We start from the raw sequence: 13,204 nt of genomic DNA, 5'->3' as shown, positions 1-13,204 counted from the left end.
CGTAGAATAAGCAAAGAATGTTTGAGAAGGCTGTTTATTTGCCCTCTCGAACATTCCATTGCTACAATAGATATACATTTCATGGAAAAAGGAGTTTATAAAGGATGAGCAAGCAACCGATGACACCATTTGAAGCAATTGGCGGTGAACAATGCATTGCAATATTAGTAGATACATTTTATTCCTATGTCAGTAAACACCCTGACTTATCTCCCATCTTCCCGGAAGATTTAACAGAAACTGCTAGGAAGCAGAAGCAATTTTTAACACAATATTTAGGTGGTCCTAATTTGTACACTGAAGAACATGGTCATCCTATGTTAAGAGCACGCCATCTTCCGTTTGAGATTACTCCAAAACGAGCAGAGGCTTGGCTATCATGTATGGAGCAAGCAATGGATGATACTGGAGTGCATGGTCATATAAGAGAGTTTGTTTTTGAACGTTTAGCATTAACCGCTCAGCATATGGTTAATACTCCAAACGAAACAGGTGAAGTGTAATGGATAAGCAGGAAGCAAAGCATATAAATATGCCATCTCCTTCCGCATGCGAGCATAAGTCTGTAGAAGCATATTTATTTATTGATCCACTTTGTAAAGATTGCTGGGAAATTGAGCCTTTTATTATTAAACTATGGCTTGAATACGGGAAATACTTCTCTATTCGTCATATCGTAACAGGAAAAGTGGATGGAACGAACGCTTCCTCACACAAATGGAATAAACCTGCTAATATTCGATTTGTGTGGGAAAAGACAACAAGTTTACAAGGTTTTTCATGTGATGGAAAGGTACATATGCAAGAAGCATCGTCAACACCATATTTAGTTTCGATGGCAATTAAGGCGGCGGAGTTGCAAGGCCGAAAAGCAGGTTCGAAGTTTTTGCGAAAACTCCAAGAATACATTTTCCTTGAAAATGTATCAAACCCTGACTGCGAACTATTACTTGCATGTGCGAAAGACAGCAATATTGATGTAGAAGAATTTAAAAAAGATCTACATTCTGCTAGTGCAAAAAAAGCTTTCCAATGTGACTTGAAATTCACGAATGAGATGCATATTACAGAAATACCCTCCCTCGTCTTTTTTCATGCGAACTCAGATGAAGAAGGTATTAAAATCTCTGGAAATTATTCCTACGATGTATACGTACAATTATTGAAAGAACTTGTAAAATGTGAAATTGAGCCGGAACCATTACCACCTTTAGAAGCATTACTAGAAGCAACACAATTTATATCTTCAAAAGAAGTAGCATTTATTTATGACTGTCCGCAGCAAGAAATTGAGCGCGAACTTAAAAAATTACAACTGAAACGAAAAGTACAAATGATTGAAGTAAAATGCGAACGTTATTGGAAATGGATAGTAAAAGAAAAAGACCTGGTGTAAACACCAGGTCTTTTTCTTTACGGCTTATAAAAATATTAAAGGGGATGGGAGAAATTTTCACGTTCAAACAAAGGGGTATATGTTTGTATGTGAATTCGTTCACGCTTATTATATTACAAGATTCGACGCCAGATGACAACCCCTTTTGTCGAAATTCACACTTTTGTCACATTCTAAACGTTTTCATTTTTGAATAAGCTATAAAAAAGGGCATTTAGGGGGGTTATTTATGAAAAAATCTTATATTGCTCTTCTCTTTCTAGCTGTCATCGTTTCTTTTTTCTTGTACATACTCTCTCTACTACAAGCTTTTCCTAAAATTATTGCCTTACCTCTTTTATTCGGAATCATCGTTATCACTCTCTCTTATTTCAATCATAAAAAAAGATTCAAAGGGTTTTAATTTCAAAAATCAGCTGTAAAACTATCCTTTCAGTTAGAAAAAACAAAGAAATTCACCTTATTTTTTCGACAAATATCGACATTGAATTTATTCAACAAAAAAGACGAGGATACAATCCCTCGTCTTTTTTCATTACTTTTCTTCAAATAATAATGCTTCTAATTCATTTAATTTCTCTTCAAATACTTGTAGTGCCTCTTTTACTGGTTCAGGAGATGCCATATCTACTCCTGCTTTTTTCAGCACTTCAATTGGATAATCAGAGCTTCCTGCTTTTAAGAACTCGTTAATATAACGTTCTACTGCTGGTTGTCCTTCTTCTAAAATCTGTTTAGATAGAGCTGTCGCTGCACTAAATCCTGTTGCGTATTGATATACGTAATAGTTGTAGTAGAAGTGCGGAATACGAGACCATTCTAAACCAATCTCTTCGTCGATTACTAAAGCGTCACCGAAATATTTCTTATTTAAATCGTAGTAGATTTCCGTTAGCATGTCTGGCGTAACAGCATGTCCTTCTTGTACTTTCTTATGAATAATATGTTCAAACTCTGCAAACATCGTTTGACGGAATACAGTACCACGGAATCCTTCTAAATAATGATTTAATAAATATAGACGCTCTTTCTTATCTTCTGTCGTTTTTAATAAATAATCATTTAGAAGCGCTTCATTACAAGTTGATGCCACTTCTGCTACGAAGATGGAATAATCACCATATACGTGCGGTTGTGTTTTTCTTGTATAGTAACTATGCACCGAATGACCAAACTCATGAGCAAGTGTAAATAAATTATTTACATTATCATGCCAGTTCATTAAAATATACGGATTTGTTCCATATGCACCAGATGAATATGCCCCGCTTCGTTTTCCTTTATTCTCATACACATCTACCCAGCGATTTTCATATGCTTCTTTCAAAATATCAACATATTCATCACCAAGTACGTTTAAAGATTTTAATAAAAGGTCTTGCGCTTCTTCGTATTTCACATTCATTTTCACTTCTGGTACAAGTGGTGTATATAAATCATACATATGAAGCTCATCAAGTCCTAATGCCCGCTTACGAATATCGATGTAACGGTGTAATAAATGTAAGTTGTCATTTACCGTTTCAACAAGTTGATCGTATACTGCTTCCGGAATATTATTATTGCTTAGTGCAGCTTGGCGAGCAGAATCATATTTACGAACACGCGCATTGAAATTATTACGTTTTACTGCTCCGCTTAACGTACTTGCGAATGTATTTTTAAATTTCCCGTACGTTTCATATACAGCTTTAAATGCATCTTCGCGAACACGGCCATCATCACTTTCTAAAAACTGAATGTAACGACCATGTGTAATTTCTATTTCTTCTCCGTCTTCACCTTTAATAGATGGGAATTTTAAATCCGCGTTATTCAACATACCAAATGTATTGCTTGATGAACTCATTACTTCAGATGCTTCCGCTAATAAAGCCTCCTCAGCTTCTGATAATACGTGCGGGCGTTGACGTGTAATTTCTTCTAATGCATGTTCATATACACTTAAGTCTCTATTTTCCTTCAAGAATGTTTGCAGTGTATCTTCTGAAACCGACAAAATTTCAGGTACAATATACGCTGTGCTACTAGATACTTGTGAATATAAATTTGTTGCGCGATCATTTAATGCTTGATATACAGAGTTTGTTGTATCTTGATCGTAACGCATATGAGCATATGTATATAGCTTACCTAATCGCATTGAAATTTCATCTTCATATTGCAATGCCTCAAGTAAATTGTCCGCAGAGTCACCAAGTTTCCCTTTAAATTCAATTAACTTCGGTAATAGCTCTTTAATAGCTTGGAATTCTTTTTCCCATTCTGCATCTGTTTGGAAAATATCTTCTAATCGCCACGTACTTGCTTCTTCAATCTCATTGCGATCTGGTAATGTTTTCGCTTTGTTTTGTTCAGACATTCTTTAAGCCCTCCTTTAATTATCTCTACTTAAGTACAATTCGTTTTTTTCTTATGTAATTCCTTCACAATCAGTCTTTATTATATCCCCTTTTCCTTCTCTCATGTTGTACTTTGCCTCAAATAAAGATAAGGCATACGCTAAACAAGTTTCATCATATTTCATAACTTCCTCCTCTGTTTTTAACATAACGATCCCCCTTATTTTCCGGTACTTATAAGTCTCCACTTTACGTAATACACCTGTATAACATAAGAATGTCATATATTCAGTAACTGCTACTTTCCATATATGCTTTGAAAAGTACGGGAGCATACGCCTTTTCGTATACTTTTTTACATAACTACACACATATTGAAGAGAAATACACTCTCCTACTGCAAGCTCCCCTATACACTTCATATATAGAAAAGCTTGCCATATAAATGGGTTTGTTTGAAAAGCAAATCCAGAAGGGAGTGGAACACCAACCTCAGAAGGAAAACTCGCTGGGGTACATTTAAATTGATATAAGAGGCGTAATAGTGACTTATAATTATAATTCCAAATAGGCAAAGCATTTTTTCGAAAATAGTCCTTTCGTTGCTTCCATTCTCGGTCTAATATTTCTTTTTGGAAAGGAACAGGGGAAAAGAGTAGTTCAAAAGTAGTAGTTTCAGTTGGTAAATATATAGTATGTGAGAAAGAGACGCTTGTAGAAAATGAAGTGAGAAACGCGCATTTCATAAATGATTTTTGTTTGGAACAGAAGAAAATAAGAAATGGTTGAGGATAAGATTGTAAGGAGAAAGCCATAAGTGAGGAGAATTTCATCCAATATGCAGATTGCTTTTTCAATTGATTTCCACCAATGATCCAAATGACCTGTATACCCGCTCGCCAATACAAATAGGTTCGTTTGTACAGCTGCTCTATAGAAAGGTTTGCGCATTGGTATTCAATCGCAATTTTTCTCCCTGCTCTCTCTATAAAAATATCTGGTCGTTGCTGAATCTGGGGCAGATAATGCTCTATATCTACATGAAAGTTTTGACGTTTGAACCATCTATATAACAATTCTTTACCGTGCCTATGATACATAGATTCCGCTTCATAAAAGGCAAGACATGAATCCACTTTTTTATGAGCAAAATGCCAACTTTTTTGTTTCCCTAATTTCATTTGTACTTCCTTTCCACAAGCTACACAAAAGAATCGTTCCTGTTGACGCATACGGCGCAAAAGCTCTTCATTACAATTGTAGAGTAAATGAATTTTTTCTCCGTTTTCTCTTTTAGCTATAAATATCGTAATCACACCCTTTCAGCTCTTTATATTCTACAATTTTCAACAAATTCCTTTTAAAAAAGAGATGTCCCAATTTCGGACATCTCTTTTTATAATAAAGGCGATAATAACCGGTATGTCGATTCAACAATTCGTCTATGAAGACGCCTTTTATGAAAATGATCGACGTGAATTTCACTGGATTCTTCTAAATCGTCTTTAAAATCTTGAACAAGCTTTCGAATGCTATCTGTATCATATAAAAAGGCATTTACTTCAAAATTCAAATGGAAACTTCTCATATCCATATTAGCTGTCCCAATTGAAGCTAAATCAGAATCGACAATGACAACTTTACTATGGAGAAAACCTTTTTCATACTCATATATCTTTACCCCTGCATCTAAAAGCTCTGGGAAGTACGATCTCGATGCGTAAAAGACAGTACGCTTATCAGGCTTACTCGGCATTAACAAACGAACATCAATACCAGCAAGCGCAGCTACCTTTAATGCGGATAAAATATCATCATCCGGAATGAAATACGGCGTTGCAATCCAAATAGATTTCCGAGCAGAAGCGATCATTGCGAAATATAAATGCTTAATCGTTTCCCACTTATTATCGGGGCCGCCTGCAACGAGCTGCACGCCTCCCCAATGATCACCCTCAACTGCTTTTGCTTGTAAATATTCAGGAGCTAGCACAGCCTCTCCAGTCATATAAAACCAATCTTGAAGGAAAATAAGCTGTAAACTTTGAACCGCTTCACCACGTAAATACAAATGCGTGTCTCGCCAAAAGCCAAAATATTTACTTTTCCCTAAATACTCATCACCGATATTTAATCCGCCTACAAACCCTTCGTTCCCATCAATCACAACAATTTTCCTATGATTTCGATAATTAATCTTATCGTTTAAAATCGGAAAGCGCACAGGAAAGAACGGAATCATTTCGACACCTGCATCGTTTAATTCTTCAATATACGATTTTGATAACTTAAAACTTCCAACCGCATCATATAAAAAACGAACAACAACGCCTTCTTTTGATTTTTGTATTAAAATATCTTTAATTTCTGTTCCTAATTTATCATCACGCACAATGTAATATTCCATATGAATATGATGTTTCGCTCGTTTTAATCCATCTAAAATGGCCTGAAACGTTTCATCTCCATTTGTTAATGTCCTCGTTTCAGTTTGAAATGAAATATTTAAAGCGCCTAAGCGATCCGCTAAACGAAATAACAGCTCTTGATGCTTATGATTGCGTAAAATTCTTTCTTCGTAATCATCATGCCCTTTATATTGTAAAAACGCCTGTTCATCAAGTAACGCCTTCTTTTGAAACATTCTTTTTCTCCGAAAATTTTGTCCAAATAATAAATAAGCAAAGAAGCCAAATACCGGAAAAATTCCTAACACAATTAACCATGTAAGTGTTTTAGATGGATGGCGATTTTCTAAGAAAATAACGCAACCAATTAAAAACGCAGATACTGTAAATAAAATACTAATAATACCTAAAATCGAAACATCTTTTATCCCAATCACATCTGAATAAAATGCTACATCAATAAACATACGTAACGAAACAAATAATGCGAACAATAGCAGGATAAAGAAAATCAGCTTTAACGTATTTTTCATCTCTTACCTCCTAACTAAGAAAGCTTTCCTATTCTTCATATAAAAAGCCGATTTCATACTACAGAAATCGGCCTACGTTTTAGCAGGAAAATTATTGCGAATCGTTTCAAGCGCATGCTCTTTCACAATTTGTTTTCCATACTCACTTACACGATGAATTGTTAAAGTTGATTCTTCCCCATATTCTAAAATAATACTTAAAATACGATCGATTTCTTCTTCATCATGTAGCACTTCATCGAATTCCACATATACATAATAGCGGTTCTCAAATGAATACAGCTCATCTTTTATATCTTCAAAGATAAGACGATGACTTAATGAAATGACATCTTCAAAATCATTAAATTTAATTAAAAAGCCAAACGTACCATCTTCATTAAAGTTTGTTCCTGTTTGTTCTTCTACCTCTTCGACTAACTCTTGTTGGAATAATGATTCGATGCCTTCATCTAGAGGAATATCTATAATTTTGTCTACTCCTATCGGTAGTTCTAGCTTTCGTCCGTCCTTTGAAAGCTCTGCTTTCGTGACAAGTACTTCAATCCCTTTATCGACTGCTTGCACTTGAATCCATAACGGCCCATCAATAAAGAAGTCGTCATGATCACGAGCTTCGTCCATCATCTCCCAAAAGAGCTCTTCACTTCGTTCGCGATCATACCAAATTTCTTCACGATTAAATCCTCTATCCTCTATATCAATGTACGTAATAAAAAATTTCATCGTATGATCATTAATTCTTTCAATATCCAAAATACAACTCTCCCTTCCTGCTTAGAATTGTTATGAAGGGATTCCCCACTCATATGACAAATCAATAGATTCTTGTACTCTCATTTTATGATAAGATTCTCCAGAATGGAAATAAAATCGATTTATTTTACAAAAATAGTTATATGCCTATCTTTACTCGATCAACTACATAAATATATTATTATAGCGATTTCTTACTTACAAAAAATTTGGACATACATTTCCACATTCCCCCGTACACTTTAATAAAGTGAAACTTCTATTGGAAGAGATTATTTAACAACAACTTTCTTCATCACATACATACAGTTCGCTTATTAAAACATTATAAATGGAGGCAGACGAATGGACTTAGAGTTTTTAACATCCGTACTAATGATTGTCGGTATCGATGTTGTATTAGGTGGTGACAATGCAATCGTCATCGCACTAGCTAGCCGAAATTTACCTGAATCGAAACGAAATAAAGCTATTTTGATTGGTACTCTTTTAGCAATCGTACTAAGAATTGCCCTTACTATATTAGCTGTCTATTTACTCGACATTCCATTTCTACAACTGATTGGCGGGGTTTTACTTACATTAATTGCAGTCAATTTATTAACTGATAATAACAACGATCTTTCTGCTATTCAAGGAAAAACAACTTTATTCCAAGCTGTGCGGACAATTGTTTTCGCGGATCTCGTTATGGGGTTTGATAATGTTATTGCCATTGCAGGTGCAGCTCACGGGAGATTTTTACTCGTCATAATTGGCTTACTCATTTCTATCCCTATTATTATTTGGGGTAGCAAACTTATTTTAATACTTATGGAACGATTTCCATTCCTCATTTATTGCGGTGCAGCGATTCTTGCTTATACTGCAGGAAAAATGGTTACACATGAAGACAGACTTGCAACCTTTTTTCATAACAACCCAAGTTTCACTGCAAGCATTCCTTATTTGTTCATTTTCACTATTTTATGCATTGGCTTTATTGTACAACAAGTTCGATTACGCAATGTGAAACATTAAAAAAACCTTCTACTATATAATAGGTAGAAGGTTTTCATATTATTATAATTAATTTACAAGACGTTGTGCTTCACGTAATTGGAACGTTCTTACTGTACGTGGTAAGAAACGGCGAATTTCGTCTTCGTTGTAACCAACTTGAAGGCGTTTCTCGTCAATCATAATTGGACGACGTAAAATCCCTGGATAGTCACGAATCATCTTATATAAATCTTGAAGTGGTAAAGATTCTAAGTTTACATTCAATTCTTGGAAAACTTTCGAACGAGTAGAAATAATCTCATCCGTTCCGCTTTCTGTCATACGTAAAATCTCTTTAATTTCCTCAATTGTTAATGGATCTGAGAAAATATTACGTTCTGTATAGGGAATATGATTTTCCTCTAGCCATAATTTCGCCTTTCTACAAGACGTACAGCTTGGAGAACTATATAATGTTACCATACAAAGCTCACTCTCCTTAAAGAGTACAAATTCTGTACTAAATACAGTTTTAATTTCTAACTTCAGCAATTTTTCGCGATAACTTGTCTTATTGAAAAGTACAAAAATCGCATTTCATGTAAGCAACAACTTATAATAAACAACAATTACTTTTAATAAGTAACTTCTATAATCATTATACAATAGATTTTGCAAGAAATATACAGTAAATTTCCTGCTAGTTGAGAAAACTCTTCCGTGTATTCCACTGCTATGTAACATGATTACGCTCAATTTAGCTGTACTTGAACAATAACTTTCAACCCTTTCAATACTCACTTCCTCTAGATTTTTCATATAATATATAGTTATTTATCTATAATCTTCCCTATGAAAAAGAGAACGTTTTCTTACTTTTTCCTGATAAATCAATTAAGAAATGTAAGACTATACAAATGAGAATAGAAAGGAACGTTTGTTCTTATTTTAACAAACATTCTCCCTCCTGTCCACACGATTTCTAAAGTAAATTAATTTTTTTCTGACATTTCTTTCTTTTTTATTTTTTATCTCATACAATAAACATACAGACAGGCAAAGGGGGAGTTTGCAAATGATTGCTTTTTTTATTGATTTTATTACGGTTGCTGCCCTCATCATCGGAATAACAGCATTGATTGGTGTCATTACAAATAGCATCGGGGAAAAGCTCTTTGGCGGAAAAGAAAAAATGAAGTTTGTTAACAAAAGTTTGGATGTACAATCCGGCTGGAATCAAGTTGGCGGAAAAGGCATTTATAAGAAACGCACGTATTAAAAAAAAGCAGGTGGTTAGCCTGCTTTTTTTATTTCCCTACGGATGCCCATTTAAAGCTTAATTCACCGCCATATTTGTGGATATACACATCTTTAATCGTTTCTCTTTCTAATATAGATCTGCCACGTTGGAATACCGGCGCAATTGCTGCATCCTCAAATAAAATTTTCTCTGCTTTTAACAGTTCATCCCAACGTCCTTTTACATCTGAGCCTTCTTGCTTTGCCTTTTTAATAATGTCATCATACTGAGCATTAGAATAAGCCATTTTATTTTGTGAACCATCTGTTATAAACATATCAAGGAATGTGATTGCATCAGGGAAATCAGGTCCCCATCCAGTAAATGAAATATCAAACTGTCCACTATCTTCAAGTTTTAATTTTTGTGCAAATGGTTGCATCTTAATTGTTACTGTTAGACCTGGTAAATTCTTTTCTAATTCTCCCTTTACATACTCACCAATTTTCTTAGATTCTTCATTATCAAAGTTTAAAAATTCTAGTTCTATTTTATCCTTACCTAATTCTTTCTTGCCTGCTTCCCAGAATTTTTTCGCTTCTTTCACATCGACTTTCGAAAGCTTTCCATTTTCTTTTCTGAAATCTTGCTTATCTGGCCCTTTAACAAAATCAGATGGTACTAAACCATAAGCTCCCTTAGAACCGTTGTTTAAAATAACCTCTCCAATACCATCTCGATCGTATGCACTAGAAATAGCCTTACGAATATTTTTGTTAGCTAAAGCCGGATTTTTTTGATTAAAACGCAAGAAGAATACAGTTGGATCATTAATTGTTTTAAAGTCTTTTTGTCCTTTATACTTATCAACTAATTCCGCTGATAAACCAACTCTGTCAATCGCATTCGTATTATACAAATTAACAGCTGCTCCTGTATCTTTTACAACATTAAAGTTAACTTCTTCTAATTTCACTTCTTTTTGATCCCAATAATTTGGATTTTTCTTTAATTGGAAACTTTGTTCATGTTTCCATTCATTTAATACAAATGGACCGTTATACAAAGTTGTATTTGCTTCCAAACCAAATTTTTCTCCCTGTTCTTTCATATACTTCTCATTTAATGGGAAAAATAGTGGATATACCGTTAAATTGAGAAAATATGGAACTGGATTATCCAATTCAACTTCTAATGTATAATCATCTATCGCTTTTACACCTAATTGATCCGGTGATAGCTCTCTTTTATTAATTTTCTCTGCATTTTTCACATCTAGCATAATATATCCTGATTTTGCTGCCGTATCAGGGTTAACAGCTCTTTGCCATGCATATACAAAATCTTTTGCTGTTACAGAATCACCATTCGACCATTTAGCGTCTTCACGCAATTTAAATGTATATTTTTTGCCATCTTCAGATTTCGTATGGGATTTCGCTACCCCTGGAACTAACTTATCTCCTTTCCCAAGTCGATATAGCCCTTCCATTGTATTATTCATAACTTTTGAAGAAGCAGCATCCGAGGCAAGTGTTGTATCCATTGTCGGAATTTCAGACACTTCTGTTAGATTAATAACTTGCTTCGCACCGCTTTTCCCGCTATCCCCTTTTGCGTTTGCTTGCGGTTCATCTTTTTGGTAGCTACATGCCCCTAACATCATGCTCATCGCTACTGTTGATGCTACAAAAACTGGTATCTTTTTTTTCATACTTCCACCCTCCAAAAAAATGTTAGCCCTTTTATTTTCAAACAGAAAGAAATGTATATATGTTCTAATAATTCATATTATACACACAAATATTTTTTTTGTATATTTATATTTCTATTTCATTAAAATTTTCTGTTAAAAAATATATCTTTGTAAACGTTTTATATTGTCTATTTTCCTTACTAAAGTGCCAAAAATAATTATTTTTTATTTTTCTAAATTATCAGATAAAAATAAATTTTATATTTTATAATACTTTATGTATAATTATCCCACTCTTTTCAACATAAAATAGCAGGCCCTTCATATTAAAAATATGTAGGCTAAAATGAGTGCAAAGGATAAGAAAGTATGTTACGATACATTTTGCTAAAAATAGATATCGGTAAAGAGGGGACGGACATGACAGCAATTCAAGCAAAAAATGGGCCGACAGAGAAATTAAGTTTATTCTTATTAACATGGCCTATTTTTCTAGAAGTTTTTCTTTTTATGTTGATGGGGATCGCTGATACTTTCATGTTAAGTGCATTATCAGACGATGCTGTATCTGGGGTTGGTGCAGCGAATCAATATCTTCATATTGCGATTTTAGTATTAGAAGTCATCGGGAACGGCGCTGCTATCGTTGTATCTCAATACCTCGGTTCCAAACGCTTTATGGAAGCATCTAAAATATCAGCATTAGCCGTCACATTAAATTTAATAGTTGGGCTCGTTATAAGCGCTGGTTTTCTTTTATTTTCGAAACATATGATGCTCGCAATGAACTTACAAGGCGATGTACTAACGTATGCACAAAACTACTTATCTATCGTCGGAGGGGCTATCTTCCTGCAAGCTATTATTAACTCATTAGCCGCAATTATCCGTGTACACGGTTTTACAAAGCAAGCAATGTTTATTTCACTCGGAATGAATATTATTCATATCGCTGGAAACTACGTACTCATTTTCGGGAAATTTGGTTTTCCTGAGCTCGGTGTACAAGGGGCTGCAATTTCTTCCGCTATCAGTCGATTGATCGCACTTATTGTTTTCTTCTGGTTACTATACCGCGTTATGGAATATCGTGTGAAATTACAATATTACTTCACTTTATCCAAAGAATACATTGGAAAAATTTTAAAAATCGGCATTCCATCTGCATTTGAACAAGTGATGTATCAAGCTTGTCAAATCGTCTTCCTTTATTACGCAACGTACTTAGGAACGGAATCATTAGCTGCTAGACAATACGCTACTAACATTTCCATGTTCACTTATTTATTTGCAATTGCGATTGGTATGGGAACAGCCATTATTATTGGCCGCCTTGTTGGTGGCGGCGAAAAGGATGAAGCATACGAACGTTTGTGGAAAAGTGTAAAATGGGCGATTGGTGTAACTTTATGTATGGTCGCTCTCGTTATTACATTCCGTACACAATTAATGGGACTGTTTACAGATAATCCACACATTATCGGGTTAGGCGCAAGTGTTCTTTTACTAAGTGTACTACTTGAAACGGGACGTACGATGAATATCGTCATCATTAATTCGCTTCGTGCAGCTGGTGATGCAAAATATCCTGTTTTAATCGGTGCATTCTCTATGGTCTTAATGAGTTTACCACTAGGCTACTTTTTCGCCTTTCATTTAGATATGGGGCTCGTTGGTATTTGGCTAGCGATTGCCATCGACGAATGGACGCGTGCGATTATTATGTTCTTCCGCTGGAAAAGTAGGGCGTGGGAACGTTACGCACTAGTTAAACCTGAAGAACAAGAAGAGAGTATTTCTGTTCAAGTTCAGTAATTTTATATAGTAGAAAAAGAGCCCTCCTTCCGCAATG

General features: G+C 34.8%; 13 protein-coding genes. 6 read left to right on the top strand and 7 right to left on the bottom strand.

The genetic code is table 11. The annotated features are described in order from the left end of the window. Positions 1-104 precede the first annotated feature (104 nt). The 3 genes from JFU02_RS25545 (at position 105) to JFU02_RS25535 (ending at position 1,799) form a co-directional block, all read left to right on the top strand. On the top strand, positions 105-503 hold the full coding sequence (locus JFU02_RS25545; RefSeq protein WP_000043386.1) for a globin domain-containing protein: 399 nt from the start codon (positions 105-107) through the stop codon (positions 501-503). Then, the gene (locus tag JFU02_RS25540; RefSeq protein ID WP_000360649.1) at positions 503-1,396 is read left to right on the top strand and encodes a ClpXP adapter SpxH family protein; all 894 of its coding nucleotides are present in this window, start codon (positions 503-505) and stop codon (positions 1,394-1,396) included. The genes JFU02_RS25545 and JFU02_RS25540 overlap by 1 nt, the downstream gene beginning before the upstream one ends. A gap of 229 nt (positions 1,397-1,625) precedes the next feature. After that, positions 1,626-1,799 carry a hypothetical protein gene (locus JFU02_RS25535; RefSeq protein ID WP_000750354.1) on the top strand — a complete coding sequence of 58 codons (174 nt, stop codon included), beginning with the start codon at positions 1,626-1,628 and terminating at the stop codon, positions 1,797-1,799. Between the two features lie 132 nt (positions 1,800-1,931). On the opposite strand, the gene pepF is transcribed toward JFU02_RS25535, so the two are convergent. From pepF to mecA, 4 genes are all read right to left on the bottom strand, one after another. Continuing rightward, positions 1,932-3,758 (bottom strand): oligoendopeptidase F, encoded by a 1,827-nt coding sequence (pepF, locus tag JFU02_RS25530; RefSeq protein ID WP_000003355.1) that lies wholly within the window; start codon positions 3,756-3,758, stop codon positions 1,932-1,934. A 51-nt stretch (positions 3,759-3,809) separates the two neighbouring features. Then, positions 3,810-5,054 (bottom strand): competence protein CoiA, encoded by a 1,245-nt coding sequence (locus JFU02_RS25525; RefSeq protein WP_000628325.1) that lies wholly within the window; start codon positions 5,052-5,054, stop codon positions 3,810-3,812. 80 nt (positions 5,055-5,134) lie between these two features. After that, positions 5,135-6,679 carry a cardiolipin synthase gene (locus JFU02_RS25520; RefSeq protein WP_086405981.1) on the bottom strand — a complete coding sequence of 515 codons (1,545 nt, stop codon included), beginning with the start codon at positions 6,677-6,679 and terminating at the stop codon, positions 5,135-5,137. Positions 6,680-6,751: 72 nt separating this feature from the next. After that, on the bottom strand, positions 6,752-7,435 hold the full coding sequence (gene mecA, locus JFU02_RS25515; protein WP_201071861.1) for an adaptor protein MecA: 684 nt from the start codon (positions 7,433-7,435) through the stop codon (positions 6,752-6,754). A gap of 345 nt (positions 7,436-7,780) precedes the next feature. On the opposite strand from mecA, the gene JFU02_RS25510 reads away from it, so the two are divergent. Beyond that, positions 7,781-8,455 carry a TerC family protein gene (locus JFU02_RS25510; RefSeq protein ID WP_000362600.1) on the top strand — a complete coding sequence of 225 codons (675 nt, stop codon included), beginning with the start codon at positions 7,781-7,783 and terminating at the stop codon, positions 8,453-8,455. A gap of 48 nt (positions 8,456-8,503) precedes the next feature. On the opposite strand, the gene spx is transcribed toward JFU02_RS25510, so the two are convergent. Both spx and JFU02_RS32275 read right to left on the bottom strand, forming a co-directional pair. Then, entirely contained in the window at positions 8,504-8,899 is a 396-nt protein-coding gene (gene spx / locus JFU02_RS25505; protein ID WP_000258267.1) for a transcriptional regulator Spx, read from the bottom strand. 465 nt (positions 8,900-9,364) lie between these two features. Then, positions 9,365-9,565: a dithiol-disulfide isomerase gene (locus JFU02_RS32275; protein ID WP_085960139.1), complete on the bottom strand. Its 201-nt coding sequence runs from the start codon at positions 9,563-9,565 to the stop codon at positions 9,365-9,367. Here JFU02_RS32275 and JFU02_RS25500 point away from each other — a divergent pair. Further along, entirely contained in the window at positions 9,492-9,695 is a 204-nt protein-coding gene (locus JFU02_RS25500; protein WP_000559971.1) for a hypothetical protein, read from the top strand. The genes JFU02_RS32275 and JFU02_RS25500 overlap by 74 nt on opposite strands. Positions 9,696-9,723: 28 nt before the next feature. Here the strand turns inward: JFU02_RS25500 and JFU02_RS25495 are convergent, their stop codons facing one another. Then, on the bottom strand, positions 9,724-11,370 hold the full coding sequence (locus JFU02_RS25495) for a peptide ABC transporter substrate-binding protein (protein WP_000727247.1): 1,647 nt from the start codon (positions 11,368-11,370) through the stop codon (positions 9,724-9,726). 351 nt (positions 11,371-11,721) lie between these two features. Between JFU02_RS25495 and JFU02_RS25490 the strand changes: the two genes are divergently transcribed. Further along, positions 11,722-13,167, top strand: a complete 1,446-nt coding sequence (locus JFU02_RS25490) for an MATE family efflux transporter (RefSeq protein ID WP_003306543.1) — start codon at positions 11,722-11,724, stop codon at positions 13,165-13,167. Positions 13,168-13,204: the final 37 nt, after the last annotated feature.

The sequence above is a fragment of the Bacillus sp. TH13 genome, from assembly GCF_016651175.1.
Taxonomy (GTDB): domain Bacteria; phylum Bacillota; class Bacilli; order Bacillales; family Bacillaceae_G; genus Bacillus_A; species Bacillus_A thuringiensis_S.
This window is presented reverse-complemented; position numbering and strand designations above follow the sequence as displayed.